The 25,523-nt window shown below is 70.7% G+C and carries 20 protein-coding genes and 2 pseudogenes; 5 read left to right on the top strand and 17 right to left on the bottom strand.

The features are described from left to right. The 11 genes and pseudogenes from ADL12_RS47110 to ADL12_RS57565 all read right to left on the bottom strand — a co-directional run. A pseudogene (locus tag ADL12_RS47110) lies at window positions 1-255 on the bottom strand (serine hydroxymethyltransferase); the annotation flags it as partial. Further along, window positions 252-689, bottom strand: a complete 438-nt coding sequence (gene gcvH, locus ADL12_RS47105) for a glycine cleavage system protein GcvH (protein ID WP_062715181.1) — start codon at window positions 687-689, stop codon at window positions 252-254. The pseudogene ADL12_RS47110 and the gene gcvH, both read right to left, overlap by 4 nt. Further along, on the bottom strand, window positions 686-1,867 hold the full coding sequence (locus ADL12_RS47100) for an NAD(P)/FAD-dependent oxidoreductase (RefSeq protein ID WP_062715178.1): 1,182 nt from the start codon (window positions 1,865-1,867) through the stop codon (window positions 686-688). Before ADL12_RS47100 ends, gcvH begins: the two co-directional genes overlap by 4 nt. A 173-nt stretch (window positions 1,868-2,040) precedes the next feature. Next, complete coding sequence (locus ADL12_RS47095; RefSeq protein WP_079052672.1) at window positions 2,041-4,767, bottom strand: SpoIIE family protein phosphatase; 2,727 nt, start codon at window positions 4,765-4,767, stop codon at window positions 2,041-2,043. A gap of 147 nt (window positions 4,768-4,914) precedes the next feature. After that, window positions 4,915-6,018 (bottom strand): aromatic ring-hydroxylating oxygenase subunit alpha, encoded by a 1,104-nt coding sequence (locus tag ADL12_RS47090; RefSeq protein WP_062715174.1) that lies wholly within the window; start codon window positions 6,016-6,018, stop codon window positions 4,915-4,917. A 20-nt stretch (window positions 6,019-6,038) separates the two neighbouring features. Beyond that, window positions 6,039-7,187, bottom strand: a complete 1,149-nt coding sequence (gene solA, locus ADL12_RS47085) for an N-methyl-L-tryptophan oxidase (RefSeq protein WP_062715173.1) — start codon at window positions 7,185-7,187, stop codon at window positions 6,039-6,041. Between the two features lie 61 nt (window positions 7,188-7,248). Beyond that, complete coding sequence (locus tag ADL12_RS47080) at window positions 7,249-9,696, bottom strand: GcvT family protein (protein ID WP_062715170.1); 2,448 nt, start codon at window positions 9,694-9,696, stop codon at window positions 7,249-7,251. A 59-nt stretch (window positions 9,697-9,755) separates the two neighbouring features. Continuing rightward, window positions 9,756-10,427: an MBL fold metallo-hydrolase gene (locus ADL12_RS47075; RefSeq protein ID WP_062715168.1), complete on the bottom strand. Its 672-nt coding sequence runs from the start codon at window positions 10,425-10,427 to the stop codon at window positions 9,756-9,758. Continuing rightward, complete coding sequence (locus ADL12_RS47070) at window positions 10,424-11,509, bottom strand: S-(hydroxymethyl)mycothiol dehydrogenase (protein WP_062715166.1); 1,086 nt, start codon at window positions 11,507-11,509, stop codon at window positions 10,424-10,426. Before ADL12_RS47070 ends, ADL12_RS47075 begins: the two co-directional genes overlap by 4 nt. A gap of 366 nt (window positions 11,510-11,875) precedes the next feature. Further along, window positions 11,876-12,328, bottom strand: a complete 453-nt coding sequence (locus ADL12_RS57570) for a hypothetical protein (RefSeq protein ID WP_244188303.1) — start codon at window positions 12,326-12,328, stop codon at window positions 11,876-11,878. A 79-nt stretch (window positions 12,329-12,407) separates the two neighbouring features. After that, a pseudogene (locus tag ADL12_RS57565) lies at window positions 12,408-12,638 on the bottom strand (MFS transporter); the annotation flags it as partial. Here ADL12_RS57565 and ADL12_RS57560 point away from each other — a divergent pair. From ADL12_RS57560 to ADL12_RS47045, 5 genes are all read left to right on the top strand, one after another. After that, window positions 12,637-12,828 carry a hypothetical protein gene (locus ADL12_RS57560; RefSeq protein ID WP_244188302.1) on the top strand — a complete coding sequence of 64 codons (192 nt, stop codon included), beginning with the start codon at window positions 12,637-12,639 and terminating at the stop codon, window positions 12,826-12,828. The pseudogene ADL12_RS57565 and the gene ADL12_RS57560 overlap by 2 nt on opposite strands. A gap of 129 nt (window positions 12,829-12,957) precedes the next feature. Continuing rightward, window positions 12,958-13,182 (top strand): cupin domain-containing protein, encoded by a 225-nt coding sequence (locus tag ADL12_RS52175; RefSeq protein WP_159053513.1) that lies wholly within the window; start codon window positions 12,958-12,960, stop codon window positions 13,180-13,182. Window positions 13,183-13,235: 53 nt separating this feature from the next. Then, window positions 13,236-14,042, top strand: coding sequence for an IclR family transcriptional regulator (locus ADL12_RS47055; RefSeq protein ID WP_062715160.1), 807 nt, complete (start codon window positions 13,236-13,238; stop codon window positions 14,040-14,042). Between the two features lie 81 nt (window positions 14,043-14,123). Next, complete coding sequence (gene purU / locus ADL12_RS47050) at window positions 14,124-14,996, top strand: formyltetrahydrofolate deformylase (RefSeq protein WP_062715158.1); 873 nt, start codon at window positions 14,124-14,126, stop codon at window positions 14,994-14,996. Window positions 14,997-15,109: 113 nt separating this feature from the next. Then, the gene (locus tag ADL12_RS47045; RefSeq protein ID WP_062715149.1) at window positions 15,110-15,907 is read left to right on the top strand and encodes an IclR family transcriptional regulator; all 798 of its coding nucleotides are present in this window, start codon (window positions 15,110-15,112) and stop codon (window positions 15,905-15,907) included. On the opposite strand, the gene folP is transcribed toward ADL12_RS47045, so the two are convergent. The 6 genes from folP to ADL12_RS47015 all read right to left on the bottom strand — a co-directional run bounded on the left by folP (window position 15,895) and on the right by ADL12_RS47015 (window position 25,468). Next, window positions 15,895-16,713, bottom strand: a complete 819-nt coding sequence (gene folP, locus ADL12_RS47040) for a dihydropteroate synthase (protein WP_062715147.1) — start codon at window positions 16,711-16,713, stop codon at window positions 15,895-15,897. The two genes, ADL12_RS47045 and folP, sit on opposite strands and share 13 nt — an antisense overlap. A gap of 248 nt (window positions 16,714-16,961) precedes the next feature. Then, complete coding sequence (locus ADL12_RS47035; RefSeq protein ID WP_062715145.1) at window positions 16,962-17,564, bottom strand: sarcosine oxidase subunit gamma; 603 nt, start codon at window positions 17,562-17,564, stop codon at window positions 16,962-16,964. Continuing rightward, entirely contained in the window at window positions 17,557-20,799 is a 3,243-nt protein-coding gene (locus tag ADL12_RS47030; protein ID WP_062715143.1) for a sarcosine oxidase subunit alpha family protein, read from the bottom strand. The genes ADL12_RS47035 and ADL12_RS47030 overlap by 8 nt, the downstream gene beginning before the upstream one ends. A gap of 11 nt (window positions 20,800-20,810) precedes the next feature. Continuing rightward, on the bottom strand, window positions 20,811-22,043 hold the full coding sequence (locus ADL12_RS47025; protein ID WP_062715141.1) for a sarcosine oxidase subunit beta family protein: 1,233 nt from the start codon (window positions 22,041-22,043) through the stop codon (window positions 20,811-20,813). Between the two features lie 70 nt (window positions 22,044-22,113). After that, window positions 22,114-22,974 carry a bifunctional methylenetetrahydrofolate dehydrogenase/methenyltetrahydrofolate cyclohydrolase gene (locus tag ADL12_RS47020; RefSeq protein WP_062715139.1) on the bottom strand — a complete coding sequence of 287 codons (861 nt, stop codon included), beginning with the start codon at window positions 22,972-22,974 and terminating at the stop codon, window positions 22,114-22,116. Window positions 22,975-23,029: 55 nt separating this feature from the next. Next, the gene (locus ADL12_RS47015) at window positions 23,030-25,468 is read right to left on the bottom strand and encodes a GcvT family protein (protein WP_062715137.1); all 2,439 of its coding nucleotides are present in this window, start codon (window positions 25,466-25,468) and stop codon (window positions 23,030-23,032) included. Window positions 25,469-25,523 lie beyond the last annotated feature (55 nt).

Genomic DNA, 25,523 nt, shown 5'->3' with positions numbered 1-25,523 from the left:
CAGCTCCTTGATCCGGTCGATGGCGATCTGCTCGGCCACGTCGACGTGCTCGCAGCCGCCGTAGTAACGGCGGCCCGGGTAGCCCTCGGCGTACTTGTTCGTCAGGACCGAACCCTGCGCCTGCAACACCGCGACCGGCGCGAAGTTCTCGGAGGCGATCATCTCCAGGGTGGACTGCTGCCGCCCCAGCTCCGCGTCGACCGCGGCGGCGACCTCGGGGTCGAGTTCGTGCAGGGGCTGGTTGAACAGGGTCATCGGCGGTCTCCTTGGGTGTGGGCACAGTGGGCGGCGTAGGCATCGGGGGTCAGCGCGCCGGCGATGTTCTCGACGCGCAGCCGGAACAGCCAGCCGCCGGTGTAGGGGGCGGCGTTGACGGCACCGGGGTCGTCGGCCAGCGCGGTGTTGACTTCCAGGACCCGGCCCGAGGCGGGGGCGTACAGGCCGCTGACGGCGGTCAGTGACTCGATCTGCCCGCAGCTCTCCCCCGCCTCGACCCAGGAGCCGACCGCGGGCAGTCGGAGGTGGACGACGTCGCCGAGGACCTTCGCCGCGAACGCGGTGATGCCGACGGTGGCGTTGCCCTCGTCCACGACGAGCCACTCGTGGTCCCAGGTGTAACGCAGGTGCCGCGGAATGCTCGTGTCGGTCTCCGCTGCGGGTTCCAGGGGGAGCTGGGGCGCGGAGGTCATGACACGACGGCCGCGGCGGCGGGGACGAGGGTGCGGCGGAGCCGGTTGAAGAACTTCGGCTGGTTGAGGGAGAGCACGGCGACGGGGGTGCCCTCGCGCCGGTAGACGGCCGTGAAGGTGCGGCTGTCGACGTCGCCCTCGACGACCTCGGGCTCGGCACCGGGGGCGACGTATCCGGCGACCTGGATACGGGACTGGTACTGGTCGGACCAGAAGTACGGCGCGGTGAGCGGGGCCTGGGCCGACACACCGGTCAGCAGGGTGCGGGCAGCGGTCTTCGCCTGCTCGGTGGCGTTGCTCCAGTGCTCGATGCGGGCGTGCCGTCCGGTGAAGGGGTGGGGGCAGCGGGCGACGTCACCGACGGCGACCACACCCGGGATGCCGGTCGAGCAGCCGGAGTCGCACACCACGCCGTCGTCCACCTGCACTCCGGAACCGGCCAGCCAGTCGGTGTTGGGCCGCACTCCCACGCCGGCCACGACGATGTCGGCGGGCAGCACCCGCCCGTCCGCCAGCCGTACGCCGGTGACCCGGCCCTCGCCGATCAGTTCCGCCACACCGGTTCCGCACAGCAGCTGAACCCCGTGATCGCTGTGGAGCGAGGAGACCACGAGACCCATCTCGCGCCCGAGTTGGCGCTCCAGGGGTACGGGGAGCGCCTCGACGACGGTGACGTGGAGCCCGAGCCGGTGCGCGGTGGAGGCCACCTCGGCGCCGATGAACCCGGCACCGATGACGACGACCCGGGGCAGGCCGTCGAGCAGTTCGGCGCGCAGGGCCTGGGCGTCGTCCAGAGTGCGCAGGGTGTGGACGCCCGCCAGCCCGTCGCTGCCGGGGAGGGTGCGGGGGCCGGCGCCGGTCGCGATGACGACACCGTCGGTGCGCACATGCCGTCCTCCGGCCAGGGTGACGGTGCGCGCGACGGGGTCGAGCCGCACGGCGCGCTCGCCGAGCAGCCACTGCGCGTCCAGGACCTCGTACTCGTCCGCGTCGCCGAGCGCGAGCGCGGCGGCGTCGATGTCCCCCTTGAGGAAGTCCTTGGACAGCGGGGGTCGGTCGTAGGGAGTGTGGCGCTCCTCCCCCACGACGACGATCTCGCCGTCATATCCCTCTGCGCGCAGCGCGCGGACCGTGCTCAGCCCTGCCAGCGACGCTCCGACGACGGTGATGCTCCTCATGCCGGCTCCAGACGGGGAGTTGTCTCGCATAACACAACGACATTCGCTATACGCAACATGCTTTCCGCGCAGCGTGGGCGTTGTCAAGGGAGGCGTCGCAAATCAATTTCTGATGATGCTCTACGTTGCGCGATTCGCAACCTACGCGGGAGGGGAAATCCGAGAGTTCACGGTTACGGCGTCGGCTCGTCCCACTGGTCGAGGATCAGGTCGCCCATGGCTTCGTCGAGCTCGGTCTCGGCGGCGTCCAGGGACTGTTCGCTCCAGATGACCTTGCCGCGATCGGTGTACCGGGTGCCCCAGCGCCGGGCGAACTGGGCGACGAGGAACAGCCCTCGGCCGCCCTCGTCGGTGGTGGCCGCGCGGCGCAGATGCGGGGACGTGCTGCTGCCGTCGGAGACCTCGCAGATCAGGCTGTCCCGGTCGTACAGCAGCCGCAGGTGGATGGGTTCGCCGCCGTAGCGGATGGCGTTGGTGACCAACTCGCTGAGGATGAGTTCGGTGGTGAAGGCGATCTCGTCCAGGCCCCAGTCCTGGAGCCGGCGGGCGCAGGCGGCACGGATGGGGCTGAGGGCAGCGGGGTCGCAGGGTACGTCCCAGTCGGCGACCCGGTCCGGGTCGAGCCGTTCGGGGCGGGCCACCATGAGGGCGATGTCGTCGCGGGGGCGGTCGGGCAGCAGGGCGTCGAGCACCGCCTGACAGTCCTGTTCCGGGGTCCGGCCGGGGTGGGCCAGGGCGTCCCTGAGAAGCTCGAGGCCGACGTCGATGTCCCGGTCGCGGTCCTCGACGAGTCCGTCGGTGTACAGGACGAGCCGGGAACCGTAGGGCAACTGGAGTTCGGCCGTCTCGACCGGCAGGCCGGCGCCCAGGCCCAGGGGTGGTGAGACCGGGACGTCGGGGAACGCGACGGAGCCGTCGGGGTGGACCAGGGCCGGTCCCGGGTGGCCGGCCCGGGCGATGGTGCAGTGGCCGGAGACCGGGTCGTAGATCGCGAACAGGCAGGTGGCCCCGGTGACGGCCGCGCTCTCCCCACTCCCGGTCTCACTCTCGTCGATGCGCGCGACCAGCTCGTCCAGGTGGCTCAGGAGCTCGTCCGGGGGCAGGTCGAGGGCACAGAAGTTGTGGACCGCGGTGCGCAGGCGGCCCATGGTCGCGGCGGCGTGCAGACCGTGGCCGACGACGTCGCCGACGATGAGGGCGACGCGGGCGCCGGGCAGCGCGATGACGTCGAACCAGTCCCCGCCGACCCCGGCCTGGGCGGGCAGATAGCGGTAGGCCACCTCCAGCGCCGACTGCTCGGGCAGACCGTGCGGCAGCAGGCTGCGTTGCAGGGTGACCGCCATGGTGTGCTCGCGGGTGTAGCGGCGGGCGTTGTCGACGGCGACCGCGGCCCGCGCGGCCAGCTCCTCGGCGAAGGCGAGATCGTCCGGCGTGAACGGTTTGCGGTCCGAGCGCCAGAAGTCCACCATGCCCAGCGCCGTGTCGCGGGCCTGCAACGGCACGGTGATCAGGGAGTGGATACCGAAGTCCACCACGCGCCGCGCCCGCTCCGGATCCTGCGCGTGCCAGCCCGGCGCGTCGCTCAGATCGGGCAGCAGCACCGCGTGACCGCTGTGCAGTACCTGCGCCTGCGGCGTGGTCGGCCCGAAGGTGATCCGCTCCCCCGCCGGGACCAGCGGGTGATCGTCCCGGATCCCGCGTACGGCGATGCGGTCCATGGTGGAGCTCGCCTCGCCGTCGGGTTCCTCGCCCTGCCGGACCGCGGCCGGCACCTCGACCGTGACGTAGTCGGCGAACCGGGGAACCGCGATCTCGGCCAGCTCCTCGGCGGTGCGCACCACGTCCAGCGTGGTGCCGATGCGCACCCCGGCGTCGTAGAGCAGCTGCAGACGTTCGCGGGCCACTTCGGCCCGCCCCGCCAGGGCACGCAGCTCCGTGGTGTCCCGCAGCGTGGCCACGCTCCCGGTCGGCGCGGTCCGCCGCAGGTTGACGGCCAGCAGCCGCTCCCCGGCCAGGATCACCTCGTCGGTGGCCACGCGGTCCGAGGTCAGCAGGGCCGCGGCGCGCGGGGCCAGCCCGAGCTCGGCGACCCGCCGGCCCTCCCCGTCCTCGGGGAGGTCCAGCAGCCGGCGCGCCTCGTCGTTGGCCAGCAGCAGTCGACCCTCGCCGCTGACGACGACCACGCCCTCCCGTACCGAGTGCAGGACCGCGTCGTGGTGCTCGTACATCCGTGTCATCTCGGCCGGATCCAGACCGTGGGTCTGCCGCCGCAGTCGCCGGCTCACCAGCGCCGATCCGCCCGTGACCAGCACCAGCCCGCCTGCGGCGGAGCCGATCAGCAGCGGCAGTTGCTCCATCACCCGCTCGTTGATGCTGCTGAGCGTGATGCCGACGGACACCAGCCCGACGACCGTGCCGTCGGTGTCGAACACGGGGACCATCGCGTCCACGGCACGGCCGACGCCGGGCGTGTCATACGTCTCCTGGTGCACACGGCCCGCGAGTGCCTCGGCGTAGGAGCCGACGACGTGCTTGCCGATGAGGTTCGGGTCGGGGTGGGTCCAGCGGATGCCCTTCGTGTCGAACGCGATGATGTAGGCCACCCCGGAGTCCTTCCGGGCCGCCTCTGCCTGCGGCTGGAGCAGGGCGCTGGGGTCGGGCGACTTCATGGCGGCCAGCGTCCCCGGGGCGTGCGCGAAGGTCTCGGCGCCGACGAGCGAGCGCGCCTTGGCGTCCTGGAGGCTCGCGTTCCGGGCCTGCAGCACCAGGGCCGTCACCGCGGCGATCACGAGCAGCAGGACGACGGCCACCTGGAGGATGAGGACCTGTCCCGCGACGCTGTGCACGCTCAGCACGGAGGGCAGTCGTACCGAGGGTCGCCGCGATCTGGACCTGTCCATGCTCCAAGTATTGGCCGTTGTCGTTCCATCGCCCCCTGCCCTGCCGGATCTCCACATGCCGACACCATGGCCCGATGACAGCCCCATGGCCCGCCCACCTGCCGGAGGGGCCGCAACAGCAGGTGGGCGGGCGGTACTGGGGTGGGGTCAGTGCGTGGGCCGCACTTCGAGCTTGTTCTGCAGCCAGGTGTGGAACTCGCCGATGTGGTGCTCGCTGGGCACCAGCACACCGCCCTTGGCGTACGCCTTCGAGCTCATCGCCGGCTGGGTGCGCTCGCAGGCGTCGAAGTCCTGCTGGTTGACCCGGTGGAACAGCTCCACCGAACGGTCCACGTCCTTGCCGCTCTCCACGACGTGCGGCAGGTACAGCCAGTCGCACTCGACGACCGTACGGTCGGGTGCCATCGGGTACATCCGGTGGAAGATCACATGGTCGGGCACGAGGTTGATGAAGACCTGCGGCCGGACGGTGATCGCGTAGTAGCGGCGGTCCTGGTCGTCGGCGACACCCGGGATGCGGTCCAGGCCCTCGGATCCGTCGACGGTGAACCCCTGGACGTCCTCACCGAACTCCGCGCCGTGGCCCACGTCCGGGAGCACCTCGGTGAGTTCGGGGTGGATCGTGGCGCAGTGGTAGCACTCCATGAAGTTCTCGATGATGAGCTTCCAGTTCGCCTTCACGTCGTAGGTGATGCGGCGGCCCAGCTTCAGGTCGTCGATGCCGTAGCGCTCGATCGACTCCAGGTCGCCGAGCCGCTCGACGATCGCGCCCTGCACGTCCGCCTCGAAGGACGGCGGCTCGTCGGCGAGGCACACCCACACATAGCCGAGCCACTCCCGCACATGGACGTTGATCAGGCCGTACTCCTTGCGGTCGATGTCCGGCATCGACGTCAGGTTCGGGGCGGCGACCAGCTTGCCGTCCAGGCCGTAGGTCCAGGCGTGGTACGGACACTGGAAGGCCCGCTTGACCTCGCCGGACTCCTCGGTGCAGAGCTTGGCGCCGCGGTGCCGGCAGATGTTGAGGAAGCCCTTGACCGAACCGTCCCGCGAGCGGGAGATCAGTACGCTCTCGCGGCCCACCTGGTAGGTGCGGAAGGCACCGGGCTTGTCCAGCTCGGCGGCGCGGGCCACACAGAACCACATGGCCTCGAAGACCCGCTCCTGCTCCTGGGCGAAGACCTCGGGGTCGGTGTAGTACTCACCGGACAGCGTGGGGATCAGGCTGGGCGGCAGATTCGTGATGGTCATCTCGTCACCTTCGGAAAATGTCAGACGCGCACGCGGCGAGGGTCGAACAGGGCGATGGGGTGGTCGGTGGTGCCTTCGGTTGCCAGGTCGGCGAGGATCTCGCCGATGACGGGGACGAACTTGAACCCGTGGCCGGAGAATCCGCAGGCCACCGTCACCTGCGGATGCTCGGGGTGTTGTGCCAGGACGAAGTGCTCGTCCGGGGTGTTGGCGTACATGCAGGCCGCGGCTTTGAGGTAGCGGCCGGGGAGGGTGGGGATGCGCGGGCGCAGGTACTCGGCCATGGCCGCGATCTCGTCCGGGTGGATCCGGCGGTCGAGGTGGTCGGGGTCGCAGGGGCCGCCCTTGCGGAAGAAGGCGACCTTGGCGCCGCCGTCGGGGCCGTCGAGCGCGGGGAAGCCGTAGATCTGGGTGCCGTCCGGGTCCTCCCAGATGTAGACGGGGTGCCGTTCGGCGCTGAACGGGCGGGTTCCGCCCTCGGGTTGGAACCAGTACATGACCTGGCGCTCCACCGTTACGCGCACACCGAGGTCGGTCAGCAGCTTGGGCGCCCAGGCTCCGGGCGCGATGACCAGCCGGTCGGCGGTGTAGGCGCCGCGGTCGGTGACCACCCATGCCTTGCCGCCCGCGCCGTCCGCCTCCCAGCCGAGGACGAGTTCCGCGAAGTGCAGGTCGGCGCCGTGGGCCCGGGCCAGGTCCAGGTGGGCGGTGACGGTCGCCTCGGGCCGGGCGATGCCGGCCTTGCGCTCGTAGAAGGCGATGTCCTCGGCCGCCGGGTTGAAGGTGGGGAAGCGGCGCCGGATGTCGGCGGCGCCCAGCACCTCGTGATCCAGGCCCCACTGGTGCGCGCTGTGCAGGGTGCCGGCGAAGGCCTCGCTGTTCTCGCGGCCGATCATGAGTCCGCCGGTCTCGGTGAAGACCTCGCGGCCGGAGTCGGCGGCCAGCTTCTCCCACAGTTCGCGGGCACGCAGGAGCAGGGGCACGTAGGCCGGGTCCTCGAAGTAGGCCTGCCGGTAGATGCGGGAACCGCCGTGGCTGGAGCCGAGGTTGTGGGCGGGGCCGAAACGCTCGATGCCGAGCACTCGCCGGCCGCGGGCGGCGAGGTGACAGGCGGCCGCGCTGCCCATCCCGCCCAGGCCGACGACGATCACGTCGTACGAAGTGGCCATGTGTCCATCTCCTGGGGATCTTGCCGATGAGGGTGTGGTTCTGCCGGTGCTCGGGGCCGGTTCAGCGGCGGATGCGGGACATCTCGGGGTCGAACAGGGGCTCGGCGGCGGTGAGGGCCGCGACCTTGGCGCCGAAGTACTCGATCTCCACCGGGGTTCCGGGGGCGGCGTGTTCGGCGGGCAGCCAGGCGTACGCGAGGGGCGCGTCGATCGTGTAGCCGTAGGCGGCGCTGGTGACGTAGCCGACCGGGCGGCCGTCCACGTAGACCGGCTCGTGGCCCATCACCACGGACTGCTTGTCCTGGACGACCAGCGGGGTGAGCCGGCGGGTGACCGTCTCGTCGCTGATGCCCTCCAGCGCGGCCTTGCCGGTGAAGTGCTCCTTGTTGCGGCGGACGGCGAAGCCGAGACCGGCCTCGTAGGGATTGTGCTCGGTGGTCATGTCATGACCCCACGAGCGGTAGCCCTTCTCCAGGCGCAGGCTGTTGAAGGCGCTGCGGCCGGCGGCGATGACGCCCAGCTCCTGCCCGGCCTCCCACAGGGTGTCCCACAGCCTGGCGCCGAGGTCGGCGGTGGTGTAGATCTCCCAGCCCAGCTCGCCCACGTAGCTCAGCCGCATCGCGGTGACCGGGACGTCGCCGAGGTAGGCCTGCTTGGCCTTGAAGTAGCCGAAGCCCTGGTGCGAGAAGTCGGTGTCGGTCAGCGGCTGGACGAGGTCGCGGGCGCGTGGGCCCCACACACCCAGGCAGCAGGTGCCGGCGGTGATGTCGCGCACCTGCACCGAGCCGTCGCCGGGCAGGCGCCTGCGCAGCCAGTCCAGGTCGAGGTTGCCGTTGGCGCCGATCTGGAAGCGCTCGGTCTCCAGGCGGGCGATGGTCAGGTCGCTGCGGACACCGCCGGCGGCGTCGAGCAGCAGGGTGTAGGTGACCGAACCGACGGGCTTGTCCAGCTGGTTGGTGGTCAGCCTCTGGAGGAAGGCGAGCGCTTCAGGGCCGGTGACCTCCAGCCGCTTCAGCGGGGTCATGTCGTACAGGGCCACGCGCTCACGGGTGACGAGGGCCTCGGCGCCTGCGATCGGCGACCAGTAGCGGGACGCCCAGTCGTTACGGCCGGGGACGCCGGCCACCTCGGGCAGGCCGGCGTTGGCCTCGTACCAGTGCGGGCGTTCCCAGCCGCCGCCCTCCAGGAGGACCGCGCCGAGGGCCTCCTGACGGGCGTGGAAGGGGCTGGTCCGCAGCGGACGCGGGAGTTCGGCCGGTTGCAGCGGGTGCAGGATGTCGTACACCTCGGCGAAGCTCTGGCAGCTGCGCTCCCTCACGTACGACGGCGCCAGCTGGACTTCCTCGAAGCGGTTGACGTCGCACTCATGGACGTCGGTGCCGGGGCGGCCGTCGACCAGCCACTCGGCCATGGCCTTGGCCACACCGGCCGAGTGGGTGACCCAGACAGCCTCCGCGAGCCAGAAGCCCTGCACCTTCGGCGACTCGCCCATCAGCGGCATGCCGTCGGAGGTGAAGGAGAAGATGCCGTTGAAGCCCTCCTCGATCTTCGTGTCGGCGAGGGACGGGAGCAGGGCCAGGGAGTCGGCCCAGGCACCCTCGAAGTCGGCCTCGGTGAAATCCAGAGAGGACGGCATCTCGCTTTCGCTCGGGTGCGCCACGCCGTCGAGAGATACCGGCATGGGCCGGTGGGCGTAGGAGCCGATGCCGATCCGGTCGACGAGTTCGCGGTAGTACAGGCCGGCGTCCTGGTTGCGCAGGATCGGCCACGACGCCTCGGTGCGCTCGTCGTTCCGGCCGGCGAGCAGCGGGAGTTCGGTGGTGCGGGCGTACTGGTGGGCCATGGGCACCAGGGGCACCGGCTGCCCGACCATCCGCCCGATCCGCGGGCCCCAGAAACCGGCGCAGGAGACCACGATGTCCGCCGGGAAGGTGCCCTGGTCGGTGACGACCGCGCTGACCCGGTCGCCGGTCGTCTCGATGCCGGTCACCGTGTGGTGGGGGTGGAAGCGGGCGCCGCGGGCTGTGGCCAGGCGGGCCTGTGCCTCGCTCGCCCGGAGAGCCTTGGCCAGGCCGTCGCTGGGGATGTGGAAGCCGCCGAGGACGCGCTCGGGGTCCAGCAGGGGGTGCAGTGCGGCGGACTCCTCGGGCGTGAGCACGCGGCTGTCGACTCCCCAGGAGGTCAGCCAGCCGTGCCGGCGCTGTATCTCCGCGAGGCGCTCGGGGCTGGTGGCCACCTCCAGGCCGCCGACCTGATGGAAGCACCACTGCCCGTCCAGGGTCAGCGCGCTGTACTTCTCCACCGTGTACCGGGCGAACTCGGTCATCGTCTTGGACCCGTTGGTCTGGAACACCAGACCGGGGGCGTGCGAGGTGGAGCCGCCCGTGGCGAAGAGTGGGCCCTGTTCGAGGACGGTGACGTCCGTCCAGCCGCGTGCGGTCAGTTCGTCGCTGAGGGCGCACCCGACGATGCCGGCGCCGATGATGGCCACCTTCGGCTGTGCCGCCATGGTCTTCCTCCAGGTTCGTAGTGCGGTGACGGGCCTTGGTACTGAGGTGACGGGCGGCGTCAGTGGCCGCGGGCGATCCACTCGTCGAGGTGGGGCGCCTCCGCCCCGATCGAGGTGGTGGGGCCGTGGCCGGTGTGGACGGTGGTGTCCTCAGGGAGGGTGAGCAGCCGGTCGCCGATGGACGCGATGATCGTGTCGAAGTCGGAGAAGGAGCGGCCGGTGGCTCCGGGGCCGCCCTGGAAGAGGGTGTCGCCGGAGAACAGGGCGCCCAGTTCCGGCGCGTACAGGCAGACGGAGCCGGGAGAGTGGCCAGGGGTGTGCAGCACCCGGAGCTCGGTGCCGGCGACGGTCAGGTCCTCGCCGTCGATCAGCTCCCAGAAGTCGGGCACCCGCAGGCCGTGCACGGTCTTCCACAGCACCGCGTCGGCCGGGTGCAGCAGGATGGGCGCGCCGTGGCGGGCGGCCAGGGCCGGGGCGGCGCCCACGTGGTCGTTGTGGGAGTGAGTGCACACGACGGCTACCAGACGCCGGTCGCCGATGGCGGCGGCGATCACGTCGGCGATGGGGGTCCCCCCAGGACGTAGCTTGTCGGAGTCTTGGGGGAGTGCGGCGTCGATCACGAGGACCTCGTCGTCGTTGCCGATCAGCCAGACCTTGTTGTCGACCTCCCAGCTGCCGCCGTCCAGTTCGAAGGTGCCGGAGGTGACGAGGCGTTCGATCCGCGCGGTCACAGGACCACCACCGAGCGCAGCACGTCGCCGTGGTGCATCTTGGCGAAGGCGGCCTCCACGTCGTCCAGGGTGATCGTCTCGGTGACGAAGTCGCCCAGGTCGAAGCGGCCCTGAAGGTAGAGGTCGATCAGGGCGGGGAAGTCCCGGGAGGGCAGACAGTCGCCGTACCAGGAGGACTTCAGGGCGCCGCCGCGGCCGAAGACGTCCAGCAGGGGCAGGTCGAGGGTCAGGTCGGGGGTGGGGACGCCGACCAGGACGGCGGTGCCGGCCAGGTCGCGGGCGTAGAAGGCCTGTTTGAAGGTCTCGGGGCGGCCGACCGCGTCCACGACGACGTCGGCGCCGAAGCCGCCGGTCAGCTCACGGATCGCCTCGACGGCGTCGGTGCGGGAGGAGTCGACGGTGTCGGTGGCGCCGAACTGCTCGGCCCACTTCAGCTTCCGCTCGTCGACGTCGACAGCGATGATGCGGGAGGCGCCGGCCACCTTGGCGCCCGCGATCGCGGCCATGCCCACGCCGCCGCAGCCGATCACCGCGATGGAGTCCCCGCGGCCCACGCCACCGGTGTTGACCGCGGCACCGAACCCGGCCATCACCCCGCAGCCGAGCAGACCGGCCGCTGCGGGCGAGGCCGTCGAGTCGACCTTGGTGCACTGGCCGGCGGCGACCAGGGTCTTCTCGGCGAAGGCGCCGATGCCGAGGGCCGGGGAGAGCGGGGTGCCGTCGGCGAGGGTCATCGGCTGCGTGGCGTTGTGGGTGGCGAAGCAGTACCACGGCTTGCCCTTGCTGCAGGCCCGGCAAGTGCCGCAGACGGCACGCCAGTTGAGGACGACGAAGTCGCCGGGCGCGACGTCGGTGACGCCCTCGCCGACCGACTCGACGATGCCCGCTGCCTCGTGGCCGAGCAGAAAGGGGAACGCGTCGTTGATCCCGCCCTCCCGGTAGTGCAGGTCGGTGTGGCAGACACCGCAGGCCTGCACCCGCACCAGGGCCTCACCGGGGCCGGGGTCCGGCACCAGGATGGTCTCCACCGAGACCGGTGCGCCCTTCTGCCGGGCGACGACGGCGCGTACCTCGTGTGTCACGGTCGATCTCCTCGTCGAGAGGACGGCCGAATGCGATCTTCGGGATCTTCGGCCTGATGTTCTGGATGGCAGGAGGGCGTCGCTCTCCCCCTGGAGCGGTCGACGCGGGGAGGGAGAGAACTTCTCCGGAGGCCCGGGCTGCACCCGGTGGCCGAGCCACTAGTTGAGTTGCACATTGCGCAACTTTCTTCGCTATAAGCAACGGCCGACCAAACTGTCTCCCTGCGGACACCCACTGTCAAGGGGTTGGCGGAGCGAAGTCGCCATCCCGTCGGAAAACGGACGCCGGGCGCACACGGACATGCGGCCGACCCCCTCCTCGGAGGGCGGCCGGCCGCATGACGTCCGGTGCGGTGAACTGCCCGGTCAGAACCGTCCGAGCCCTCTTTCGCGCAGGCTGTCGCGACGCCCCTCATCGGCTCCCGCGGGCGGCGCGGACCCGGGCACGGCGCTGGTCTCCGCCAGGGTGCGTCCCCGCGTCTCCTCGGCCCACGCGAAAGACACCAGCCAGCCCACCGCGGTGATGCCGGCACCGATCAGCATGGTCGTACCGATGCCCAGCCGATCCAGGGAGATGGGCAGCAGGTACGTACCGGCGGCGGCACCGATACGACTGATCGAGGTCGCCACGCCTCCGGCCGTGGCCCGGAAGCAGGCGATCACCACCGCAATGAGGAGTGCGTTGCCGCCGCCGAGCACGAACACGATGCCGATCAGCGCCGAGCCCAGGTTGCTCGCGTTGCCCTCCCCGAGCCCGAAGGAGCCCAGGATGGAGGGTCCGAAGGTGTACAGGGCGAACATCGGCGTGATCTGACACATGTAGAACAGCCCGCAGAACACGGTGCGCCGCAGATAGATGCCCTGGAAGAACGGTGCGGTCGAGGGCTTTCCTGATCGCTTTCTGGGCGTCGGCGGTGCGGCCCTTGTTCACCAGCCACAGTGGCGACTCCGGCGTACCGATGCGCATCAGCAGGATCAGGGCGCTCAGTACGGCACCCGAGGCGAGCATCCACCGCCAGGAGCCGTTGCCCGCGATCTCGGCCATCACATAGCCGACCACATACGCGGCCGCCGCACCGACGTACCAGGCCAGGATGAGGATGCCGAGAAGTCGGCCCCCAAGGGCCATGTCGAGCACGAAGCGCAGCACGACGACCCACGAAGATGCCGACCAGGGCGGCGGCACCGATGAGGCTCTCGTCCCTGGTGCTCAGGTTCAGCTCGTTGCTCATGCCGATGAGCGCGACGCCGATGATGCTGAGCAGATAGCCGTCCAGGAAGGGGCCACCGGCGCAGGCGGCGTCAAGACGGGGTGCTGAACCTCTTGGGGCTTCCACGGGCACCGCCCCGCACCCTCACCGCACAGGCACCCCGGCACTCTTGACGATGCTTCACCTCGTCCGCATGATGTTGCACATTGCGATGCTTGTTCTACATAGAGAAACATCGTGCTGGATGCACAAGCCCGACGAACTGGAGGACCACAAGGAGCATGGGACTTCGCCGACCACGGAGAGATCATCCACGTGCTCTCCGGGCGCATGACCTGCGAGGAGCAGAACGGCACGACGACCGAGGTCGACCCCGGGACCACCGCGGTGTTCCCCCTTGGCCGGCAGGGCACGTGGACGATCCACGAGGCGCTGCGCAAGGTCTTCGTCATCCACAAGTAGATGTCCACTACAAGTGGACGTCCACGGGGGATCGCTATGCGTGAGGTCGCGTGATGGCAGACGCCTTGCACCAGCCGGACCACTCCCACCGGCCGGAGTCCCCGGTGCAGTCGGTCGACCGGGCCGTGGGCATTCTCGAATTCCTGGGCCGCCACGAAGAGGCGGGCGTCACGGACATGGCCGCCGCACTCGGGGTGCACAAGTCCACGGCGTCCCGGCTGGCCACCGCCCTGGAGATGCGCGGGCTCATCGAGCAGACGGAGGAGCGGGGCAAGTACCGCCTCGGCCTCGGCCTGATCCGCCTGGCCGGCGCCGCCACGGTTCGACTGGACCTCTCCCAGCAGAGCCGCCGGGTGTGCGAGCAGCTGGCGGACCGGGTCGCGGAGACCATCAACCTGGCCATCCTCGACCGCGGCGCCGCCATCAACATCGACCAGGTGCTCGGCCCCTCGGCCATCACCACTCACAACTGGCTGGGCCGGCGCACGCCGCTGCACGCGACGTCCAGCGGCAAGGTACTGCTGGCCCATCTGTCCGAGTCCGAGCTCGCGAGCAGACTCGCGGTGCCGCTGGAGCGCTACACGGCGCGCACCGTCACGGATCCCGAGACCCTCCGGGCCCAGCTGCGGCGCGCCCGCGCAGACGGGTGCGCCTACAGCGTCGAGGAGTTCGAGAAGGGCCTGAACGCGGTGGCCGCACCGGTCTTCACCTTCAACGGAGAGGTACTGGCGGCACTCAGCGCCTCGGGCCCGTCCTTCCGGCTGACCGAGCAGCGACTGCCGGAGGTCTGCGCCTTGCTGCGGGCAGCCGCCGAGAAGATCTCGGAGCGCCTGGGCCACTTCCGCCGGACCACCCCTTGACCACGCGGTCGCACCCATTCAATCATGTTGCGTATTGCTCATCGTGTTGCGTAATTCGCACCACCGACGATGGAGGAAGGCATGTCTCCTCGACCGCGGCCCGGCCGTGAGTTCGTCCTCACCCTTTCCTGTCCCGACCAGGCCGGACTCGTCCACGCCGTGACCACCTTTCTCGTGAGTCACTCGGGCAACATCCTGGAGAGCCAGCAGTTCGACGACCGGTTGCAGGACCGCTTCTTCATGCGGGTGCACTTCGACGTCTCGGATCCCGCCATCTCACTGGAGGACCTGCGCACCGGCTTCGGCCCGGTCGCCCAGGCGTACGGGATCACCTGGCAGCTGCACGACGCCTCGACCCCGACACGGACGCTGATCATGGTGTCGAAGTTCGGCCACTGCCTGAACGACCTGCTGTTCCGCAAGTCCACAGGCGCGCTCAACATCGAGATCCCGGCGATCGTCTCCAACCACCGCGACTTCGAGCCACTGGCAGAGAGCTACGGCATCCCCTTCCACCACATCCCGGTGACCAAGGACACCAAGGCCCAGGCCGAGGCACGGCTGCTGGAGCTGGTGCGCGACCTGGACGTCGACCTGGTGGTGCTGGCCCGCTACATGCAGATCCTCTCCGACGACCTGTGCAAGCAGCTCGACGGCCGGGCCATCAACATCCACCACTCCTTCCTGCCGAGCTTCAAGGGCGCCAAGCCGTACGTCCAGGCGCACGAACGCGGCGTCAAGCTCGTCGGGGCCACGGCGCACTACGTCACGTCCGACCTCGACGAAGGCCCGATCATCGAGCAGGACGTCGTCCGCGTGGACCACTCCCGCGCCCCCGACGAGCTGGTCACCATGGGCCGTGACGTCGAGGCCCAGGTGCTCGCCCGCGCCGTCGAGTGGCACAGCGAGAGCCGGGTGCTGGTGAACGGACACTGCACCGTGGTCTTCCGCTGACGAACGGGCCGCCCTAGGCTGCGGACGGACGGTCGGCGTCAAGTACCCAACCGGCCTTTCATCCAGTCACTGCGGCCCCTCGCCACACACCGAGAATCGCGTACAGTTGCGCCATGAGCAACTACGCCGCAGATAGCGAAACAGCGGGTACCGCGGTGAACGGGGTGCAGTCCGTCGACCGCGCGATCAGCGTCCTGGAGATCCTCGCCCAGCGCGGCGAGGCGGGCGTCAGCGAGGTGGCCGCCGAGATCGACGTCCACAAGTCGACCGCGTTCCGGCTGCTCGGGGCGCTGGAGGCGCGCGGACTCGTCGAGCAGACGGCCGAGCGGGGCAAGTACCGGCTGGGCTTCGGGGTCGTACGCCTGGCCGGCGCGGTCACGGGCCGCCTCGACATCACCCAGCAGGGCCGGCCGGTGTGCGAGCGGCTCAGCGAGGAGATCGGCGAGACCGTCAACATCGCCGTCCTGCAGGAGCACTACGCGGTCAACCTGTATCAGGTACGCGGTCCCGGCGCCGTCGGCACGCACAACTGGGTCGGCCAGCTCACGCCGGTCTACGCCACGTCGAGCGGCAAGATCCTGCTGGCCCATCTGCCGGCGAAGGAACGCGACGCCGTGCTCGCGGCGTCCACGGTGCAGCAGCTCACGCCGCACACCCTGACCGCCAGGACGAAGCTGGAGAAGAACCTCGCCGAGGCGCGGGAGCGCGGGTACGCGGTGACGCTGGAGGAGCTCGAGATCGGACTCCAGGCTCTGGCGGCCCCGATCCGCTCCCGCGACGGCGAGGTCATCGCCGCGCTCAGCGCCTCCGGCCCCGCGTACCGCTTCACCGAGGAACGCATCCACGAGGTGGCACCCATGCTGATCAGCGGCGCGGACGAGATCAGCCACCGGATGGGCTACCTGGGCTGAGGCTCCACAGCCTCGACGCCCCAGCGGGCCGTCACCCGTACCGCGTCCGCCGTCGACGCGACGTCGTGCACACGCAGACACCAGACGCCCTGTGCGGCGGCGAGTACGGACACGGCGGTGGTCGCGGCATCGCGCAGCCGCGCGGGGCGGGGCTGTCCCGTCGTCCGGTCGGCCAGCAGACTGCCCAGGAACGACTTGCGTGACGCGCCCACGAGGACGGGGTGCCCCAGGGCCATGACGTCACCCAGCCGGCCCAGCAGCTCCCAGTTGTGGTCGGGCGTCTTGGCGAAGCCCAGCCCGGGGTCGACGGCCAGGCAGTCGGGCGCCATCCCCGCCTCCAGCGCGGCCTCGATCCTCAGCCGCAGCTCGTCGAGCACATCGGTGACGACGTCGTCGTAGACGGCGTTCGCCTGCATGCCGGCGGAGTGTCCACGCCAGTGCATCAGCACGTACGGCGTGCCCGCCCGGGCCATCAGCGGCAGCATCGCGGGGTCGGCGAGGCCCCCCGAGACGTCGTTGACCAGCCGCGCACCCGCGTCCAGCGCGCGTGCGGCGACCTCCGCCCGCATGGTGTCGACGCTCACGATCGCGCCCGCCGCGGAGAGTTCCCGGACGACGGGCAGGACGCGTCGCAGCTCCTCCTCCACCGGCGGGCGTGCCGCGCCGGGGCGGGTCGACTCGCCGCCCACGTCCACGATGTCCGCGCCCTGTTCGAGCAGCGCGAGCCCGTGCGTGACCGCGGCGTCGGCGGCGAACGACAGCCCGCCGTCGGAGAACGAGTCCGGCGTCACGTTCACGACACCCATGACCAGCGTCCGGCCGGGGCGTGGCAGCCCCCGCGGGTGGAGTACGGGGGTTCCCGGACGCCGTACCGGTGTTCCCCGGTGGGGTGGAGTGGTGGCGTGGGCGGTGGAGGTGGCGGTGGCGGTGGCGGTGGCGGTCACAGGCGTCCGACTTTCGATGCGTATGACGAAACGTGCTGTACAAAGCCCTGTGGGAGCTCCTGAGCGGAGCTCCCACAGGGGCCGACGGGGTGCGGGCCCGTCGGGTTTTCTCAGAGGTACTCGGTCGCCGCGTCGAGCAGCCAGTCCGCCAGATAGCCGGCGAACGTCGAGCGCACCAGGACCCAGAATCCGGCCCTGGGTTCGTCCCGGGCCACTAGGACGACCTGTGTACGGCCCAGTGTCGTCTGAGCGCAGCGGCCGGAGCCGAAGGCCCGCGGATGCAGGTCCAGCGGACAGCCGTGGGCCAGCAGGTCCTGGGCGCGCGGGCCCGTGACGAGGAGCGTGGTGCGCTGCGCGGAGACGTCGGTGACCGAGACGTGCTCGTCCCCCGCCGCCTCCCGGATCCGGCTCTCCAGGTCCCGCTCGCTGCCCTGCGGTCCCACCAGCAGCCACTCGTCCGGGCCGAGCCACAGCACGGTCAGCTCCCCCGCGCGTACGACACTGTTCGGCTGGAGCGGCAGTTGCAGGTCCAGTGCGAGCCCGACGGCTTCCGCCGCCGCTCCCTTGACGTCGAGGCGCACGTTGAGCTGGGCCAGGAAGGGGAGTTCGGCCAGCCTGATCGCACCCCCGGACGCGTGTGTCGCGGTGGCCAGGCGGTCGGCGACATGCGACAGCGGGCTGCGGAGCGGGGCGGTAAGGGCGGTGTCAGCCATCGCGGCGAGCTCCTTCGGGGTCGTAGAGGACGGGGCCGGCGACGGTCACCGGCACCAGTTGGTCGCCGACGGGGGCGTACAGCCGCTCGCCGATACGGTCCCGGCCGCCCTTGATCAGGGCGAGCGCGAACGTGCGGCCGAGGGCGGCGCTGCGATAGCTGGAGGTGACATGGCCGAGCATGGGGACCGGCGGGGTCGGCACCACACCGTCGGCGATCAGGTGGGTGCCCTCCGGGAGGAAGGTCCCCGGGTCCTCGGGGAGCAGGCCGACCAGGTGCTTGCGGTCGGGACGGGACGTGTCCGCGCGGGCGTAGGACCGCTTGCCGACGAAGTCCGGCTTCTTCTTCGACACCACCCAGCTCATGCCGAGGTCCTGCGGAGTGACCGTGCCGTCGGTGTCCTGGCCGATGATCGGGTAGCCCTTCTCGGCACGCAGGACGTGCATGGTCTCCGTGCCGTACGGGGTGATGCCGTACGGGGCGCCGGCCTCGTACACGGCCTCCCACAGGGCGAGGCCCTGCCACGGTGACACGTTGATCTCGAAGGCGAGTTCGCCGGAGAAGCTGATCCGGCAGACCCGGGCCTCGATGCCCGCGACGGTCGTCTCCCGCCAGGCCATGAACGGGAAGTCGTCGTTGGCCACGGCCAGTCGGGGCGCGAGGGAGGCGAGGACCTCGCGGGACTTCGGACCGACCAGGGCGACCGTGGCCCACTGCTCGGTCACGGAGGTGCAGTGGACCTTCAGCTCGGGCCACTCGGTCTGGTGCCACTCCTCCATCCAGTCGAGTACGGCGGCGGCGTTGCCCGTCGTCGTGGTGACCAGGAAGCGCTCCGGGGCGACGCGGATGACCGTGCCGTCGTCGAAGACCATGCCGTCCGGGCGGCACATGACGCCGTAGCGGATCATGCCGACCTTCAGGGTGGACATCATGTTGGTGTAGAGCCGGTCGAGGAAGACGCCTGCGTCCGGGCCCTGCACGTCGATCTTGCCGAGGGTGGAGGCGTCCATGAAGCCGACGCTCTCGCGGGTGGCGGCGCACTCGCGCAGTACGGCGGCTTCCATGTCCTCGCCACCTCGCGGGTAGTACCAGGGGCGCTTCCACTGGCCGACGTTCTCGAACAGGGCACCGTGCGCGACATGCCACTCATGGATGGCGGTCGTGCGGACCGGGTCGCTCAGCACGCCCCGGTCGCGGCCGGCGAGGGCGGCGAAGGAGACCGGCGTGTACGGCGGGCGGAACGTGGTCGTGCCGAGCGCCGAGATGTCCACGCCCAGCAGTTCGGCTACAACGCCGCTGGCCAGGATGCCGGAGGTCTTGCCCTGGTCGTTGGCGGTGCCGGCCGTGGTGTAGCGCTTGGTGTGCTCGACCGAGCGCAGACCGGCGCCGGTCGCACGGGCCAGGTCGTCGACGGTGACGTCACGCTGGAGATCGACGAAGCAGGGACCGTCCGCGGCACCCGGGACGACGTACACGTGCATCGGCGGCGTCGGCCGCGGCTGCGCGGGCACCTCGGGGAGGCGGGGCGCCTCGGGCGGGTACCCCTCGGCCTCGATGGCACGGGCACCGGCGGCCGCGCCCTGTGCCAGGACCGCGGCCGGGTCGAGGACGCCGCTCGCGCTGCCCGCGACCTCGACGGCCTGGCGGCAGGTGTCGGGGACGAAGGAGCCCAGCGTCTCGTCGTGGCGCAGCTTGCCACCGGACTGGCTGAACAGGTGCGCCACCGGGTTCCAGCCGCCGGAGACCAGCAGCAGGTCGGCGGCGAACTCGCGCCGCCCCGCGGACTCTCCGTACGGTGCGACGGTCACGGCGGTGAGGCGTGCCTCGCCCTCCGTGCCGGTGACGGCGTGCCCGGCCAGCACCTCGATGCCGGCCGCCCTCGCACGCTCGGCCCACTCCCCCGGTTCGGGACGGGTGTCGACGATCGCCGCGACGGCAAGGCCCGCCGAGGCGAGGTCCAGGGCCGCTGCGTACGCGCTGTCGTTGGTCGTGAAGACCACAGCGTGACGGCCGGGCAGGACTCCGTGGCGGTTGACGTGGGTGCGGGCCGAGGAGGCCAGCATCACGCCGGGGCGATCGTTGTTCGCGAACGCCAGCGAACGCTCGTGGGCGCCGGTGGCGAGGACGACCCGGCGGGCGCGGATGCGCCAGACGCGTTCGCGGGAGACGTTCTCGGGGGCGCCGGCGCCGAGATGGTTGGTGCGGCGCTCGACGGCGAGGAGGTGGTTGTCGTCGTAGTAGCCGAAGACGGTGGTGCGCGGCAGGACGCGGACCTCGGGGGCGGCGTCGAGCAGCTCCGTCACCTCCCGTACCCAGTCGAGGTGCTCGGCCGTGCCGAGGAGGCTGCCGCCGGGTTCCGGCTGGTCGTCGGCGAGGATGACGCGGGCGCCGCTTCTCGCCGCGGCCGCCGCTGCCGCGAGGCCGGCCGGGCCGGCGCCGACGATCAGCAGGTCGCAGTGGGCGTGTACGGCGTCGTAGCGGGCGGGGTCCGGGTCGGTGGCGAGGCGGCCCTGGCCGGGGAGGCTGGTCGCGACCAGGCCGTCGTAGAGCTCGACGGTCGTCGCGGGGAGCATGGGCTCCGGGAAGGGTTCCTCGATCTGGATGACCGCGTTGGGCTCTTCGACGCCGGCGGAGAAGATGCCTCGGGGGCGGCCGAGCTTGATGCTGGTGCCGGCCTGGATGACGCCGTTGGCGAGGAGGGCGGAGGCGAGGGTGTCGCCTCGGTAGCCCTGGTATTCGGTGCCGTCGAAGGTGAAGGTGAGGGGGGTGTCGCGGTCGATTCGGCCGCGGCTCGCGTGGCGGAACGGATTGGTCTCGCCCCCGCCGCCCCTACCCGTCCCATCCTGAAGGGGCTCCGCCCCTTCTACCCCGCCAGGGGGCTCTGCCCCCTGGACCCCCGTCGGCCCTGAAGGGGCCTCGTCCTCAAACGCCGGACGGGCTGAAAATACTGGCCTCGGCTCGGGAGTTGCCGGGCGTTCCTCGCCCGACCTGTACACCGTCAGGATCTCGTTCGTCGATGTGTCCCGTACCGCGTTGAACCAGCGGCGGCAGCCCGCCGCGTGGCTCCAGCGCTCGGCGAAGGGGCCCTTCGGGTTGTCGCGGAAGAAGAGGTAGCGGGCCCACTCCTGGTCGGAGAGGGACGCCGGGTCCTCCGGGTACGGCACGTGGGCCTGGCCGCCGTAGTGGAACTCGGCCTCGTCGCGGGGCCCGCACCACGGGCAGGGGATGAGCAGCATGGTTCGGCTCCCTAGTGGGCCACCGCGGCAGCGCCGTGCTCGTCGACGAGCGCGCCGGTGGTGAAACGGTCGAGCGAGAAGGGGGCGTTGAGGGCGTGCGGGGTGTCGTGGGCGATGGTGTGGGCGTAGACCCAGCCGACGCCCGGGGTGGCCTTGAAACCGCCCGTTCCCCAGCCGCAGTTGAGGTAGAGGTTGTCGACGGGGCTGAGCCCGATGATCGGTGAGGCGTCGGGGCTGGTGTCGACGATGCCGCCCCAGGTGCGCAGCACGTGGGCGCGGGCGAAGACCGGGAACAGCTCCAGGGCCGCCGCCATCTGCTCCTCGATGATGTGGAAGGCGCCGCGCTGGGTGTACGAGTTGTACGCGTCGATGCCCGCGCCCATCACCAGCTCGCCCTTGTGGGCTTGGCTTACATACACGTGGACGGCGTTGGACATGACGACCGTGGGGTGCACCGGCTCCAGGAGCTCGGAGACCAGGGCCTGCAACGGGTGGCTCTGGATGGGGAGTTCGATGCCCGCCATCGCCGCGAGGACCGAGGTGTGGCCCGCCGAGCAGAGCGCGACCTTGCCGGCCGCGATGGGGCCGAGGTTGGTCTGGACGCCGACGACCCGGTTGCCGACCACGTCGAGGCCGGTGACCTCGCAGTTCTGGATGATGTCGATGCCGGCGGCGTCGGCCGAGCGGGCCAGGCCCCAGGCGACGTAGTCGTGCTTGGCGATGCCCGCGCGCGGCTGGTACGTGGCGCCCAGGACCGGGTAGCGCACGTCCTGGGAGATGTTGACGATCGGGCAGACTTCCTTGACGCCGTCCGCGTCGAGCCACTCCGCGTCCACGCCGTTGAGGCGGTTCGCCTCGACGCGCCGCACGCTGTCGCGGACGTCCTGGAGGCTGTGGGCCAGGTTCAGCACGCCGCGCTGGGAGAAGAGGATCGGGTAGTCGAGCTCGTCCGCCAGGCCCTCCCAGAGCTTGAGCGCGTGCTCGTAGATGCCGGCGCTCTCGTCCCACAGGTAGTTGGAGCGGATGATCGTGGTGTTGCGGGCCATGTTGCCGCCCGCGAGCCAGCCCTTCTCCAGCACCGCGACATTGGTGATGCCGTGGTTCTTGGCGAGGTAGTGCGCGGTGGCCAGGCCGTGTCCGCCGCCGCCGACGATCACCACGTCGTACGACCGCTTGGGCTCGGGGTTGCGCCACAGCCAGTCGGGGTGGTCGGGGAGGTCGGCGCCGGGGATGCGGGGGCTCATCGGACGTCTCCGTCTTCTGAAAGGGCTTCTTCGAGGTGCGGATTCTGCGGGTGCTTGGGGACGTGCGCGTTCATACGGCGGTGGCGTTCCTCTCGGCGGCCTCGACGACGTTGGCCAGCAACATCGCCCGGGTCATGGGGCCCACGCCTCCGGGCATGGGCGCGATCCATCCGGCGACCTGGGCGGCGTCCGGGTGGATGTCGCCGACCAGGCCCTGGTCGGTGCGGGTGATGCCGACATCCAGGACCGCGGCGCCGGGGCGCAGCATGTCCTTGGTGACCAGTCCGGGCGAGCCGGCGGCGGCGATGACGATGTCCGCCTCCCGTACGTGCCAGGCAAGGCCCTTGGTGCCGGTGTGGCAGAGGGTCACGGTGGCGTTCTCGGAGCGGCGGGTGAGGAGGAGGCCGATCGGGCGTCCGACGGTGATGCCGCGGCCGATCACGCAGACGCGCGCTCCGGCGAGCGGTACCTCGTGGCGGCGGAGCAGTTCGACGATGCCGCGCGGGGTGCACGGCAGCGGGGCCTCGACGCCCAGGGTGAGCCGGCCGAGGTTGACGGGGTGCAGTCCGTCGGCGTCCTTGGCCGGGTCCATGCGTTCCAGTACGGCGTTGGCGTCCAGGTGGCGCGGCAGCGGGAGCTGGACGATGTAACCGGTGCAGGCCGGGTCGGCGTTGAGCTCGTCGATCGTCTCCTCGACCTGCTCCTGTGAGGCGTCGGCGGGCAGGTCCCGGCGGATCGAGGCGATGCCGACCTGGGCGCAGTCGCGGTGCTTTCCGCCGACGTAGGCATGGCTGCCCGGGTCGTCGCCGACCAGGACCGTGCCGAGGCCCGGCGGGCGGCCGTTGGTGGCCGTCAACTTGGCCACGCGCTCCGCGAGTTCGCGGCGGATGTCGGCGGCGGTCGTCTTGCCGTCGAGCAGCTGTGCGTTCACCGGCGGTGCTCCTTCCTCGGTTTTCCCCGGATTCCCTCGGAGTCGACGCGTGGTGTCAGCCACGGAGGCGGGACATGGTGGGGTCGAACAGGGGCTCCTCGGCGACGACCGCCTCGACGCGCTGGTCGAAGTAGCCGATCTGTACGGGCGTGCCGGGAGTGGTGAGCTCGGCCGGGAGCCACGCGTAGGCGATGCCCTTGCCGATGGTGTAGCCGTAGGCGGCGCTGGTGACGTAGCCGACCGGGCGGTCGCCGTCGTACACCGGCTCCTTGCCCATGACGACCGACTGCGGGTCGTCGATGGTGAGGCAGGTCAGCCTGCGCCGCACGTTCTCCTTGCGGCGCTCCAGTGCGGCCTTGCCGATGAAGTCGCCCTTGTCGAGCTTGACGGCGAAGCCGACGCCGGCCTCGTAGGGGTCGTGCTCGTAGGTCATGTCGGTGCCGAAGGAGCGGTAGCCCTTCTCCAGGCGGAGGCTGTTGAAGGCGCCGCGGCCCGCGATGACGCCGCCGAGGGGCCTCGCCGCCTGCCAGAGGATGTCCCACAGCTTCTGGCCCTGGTCGGCGGTGGTGTACAGCTCCCAGCCGAGTTCACCGACGTACGACAGGCGCCACGCGGTGACCGGCACCGAGCCGATGTAGGCCTGCTTGGCGCGGAAATACTTCAGGCCGTCGTTGGAGAAGTCCTCGTCCGTCAAGGGCTGGAGGACCTTGCGGGCCAGCGGTCCCCACAGGCCGATGCAGCAGGTGCCGGGGGTGATGTCCCGGACCTGGACGGTGCCGTCGGCGGGGAGGTGGCGGGTGAACCAGTCGAGGTCCACGTTGCCGTTGGCGCCGATCTGGAAGCGGTCGCGGGCAAGCCGGGCGACGGTGATGTCACTGCGGATGCCGCCGTCGTGGTTCAGGAGGAGGGTGTACGTCACCGCGCCGACCGACTTGGCCACCTTGCTGGTGGTCAGGCTCTCCAGGAAGTCGGCCGCACCCTGGCCGGTCACCTCCAGGCGCTTGAGCGCCGTCATGTCGTACATCGCGACGGTCTCACGGGTGGCCTGCGCCTCGGCGCCGACGATCGGCGACCAGAACTGGGCCGCCCAGTCGTTGGGGGTCGGGATGGAGCGGCCCTCGACGAGGCCCGCGTTGGCCTCGTACCAGTGTGGGCGCTCCCAGCCGTTCGCCTCCAGGAAGAAGGCGCCGTGCTCCTCCTGGCGGGCGTAGAAGGGGCTCTTGCGGATCGGGCGCGGGTCACCCGTCGGCTGGAGGGGGTGGAGGATGTCGTAGACCTCGACGAAATTCTGGCAGTCGCGCGCCAGGACGTACTCCGGGGACAGCTGATGCGGCTCGAAGCGGTTGACGTCGCACTCGTGCAGGTCGAAGGACGAGCAGTGCCCGTCGACCAGCCATTCGGCCATGGCCCGGCCGACGCCCGCGGAGTGGGTGACCCAGACCGCCTCGGCGACCCAGAAGCCCTTGACGTCCCTCGACTCGCCGAGGAGCGGGAAGTTGTCGGTGGTGAAGGAGAACAGGCCGTTGATGCCCTCCTCGACCTTGGCTTCGCGCGTCGAGGGAAGCAGGGACTGGGTCTGGCTCCAGGCCTCCTCGAAGTCCTCCTCCGTGAACTTCAGGATGGACGGCATCTCGTCGGCCTCGTCCACGGAGAGGATGTCGTCGGCGGAGATCGGCATCGGGCGGTGGCCGTAGTAGCCGATGCCCAGGCCGTCGAAGCGGTCGCGGTAGTAGAGGTCGGCGTCCTGGTGGCGCAGGATCGGGCGGACCGCCTCCTCGGTCTGGCCGGCGAGGGCGGGTATCGGGCCGGTCCAGGCGAGCTGGTGGGCGAGCGGGGTCAGCGGCAGGTTCATGCCGACCATGCGGGCGATCTTCGGGCCCCAGATGCCGGCGCAGCACACGACGATGTCGGCGGGGATCTCGCCCTGGTCGGTCAGGACGCCGGTCACCTCGCCGTCGGCCTTCAGGACGTCGAGGACCTCGTGACGGGCCAGGAAGCGCACACCGCGCTCGGTGGCCCGGCGGATCTGCGCCTCGACGGCGAGGACCGCCTTGGCGAGGCCGTCGGTCGGGACGAGGAGGCCGCCGAGGACCTTGTCACGGTCGAGAAGCGGGTGCTTCTCGACGCACTCGTCGGCGCTCAGGATCCGCGACTCGATGCCCCAGGCGGTGATCCAGCCGTGCCTGCGGTGCAGTTCCGCGAGGCGCTCCGGCGTGGTCGCCACCTCGAGGCCGCCGACCTGGAGGAAGCAGGGCTTGCCGTCGACGTCGAGGGAACAGAACTTCTCGACGGTGTAGCGGGCCAGCTCCGTCATGGTCTTCGAGGAGTTCGTCTGGAAGACCAGGCCGGGGGCGTGCGAGGTCGAGCCTCCGGTGGCCGGGAGCGGCCCTTGGTCGACCACGGTCACCTCGGTCCAGCCCCGCGCCGAGATCTCGTCCGCGAGAGCCGCGCCAACGACTCCCGCTCCGATGATGACCACACGCGGTCCCGCCATCGCCGCACCTCCGGTTGAGTTGCTTTCTGCGCAACATGATTCAGGTTGCGCAACT

This window comes from Streptomyces regalis (genome assembly GCF_001509475.1).
GTDB classification, from domain to species: domain Bacteria; phylum Actinomycetota; class Actinomycetes; order Streptomycetales; family Streptomycetaceae; genus Streptomyces; species Streptomyces regalis.
This window is presented reverse-complemented; position numbering and strand designations above follow the sequence as displayed.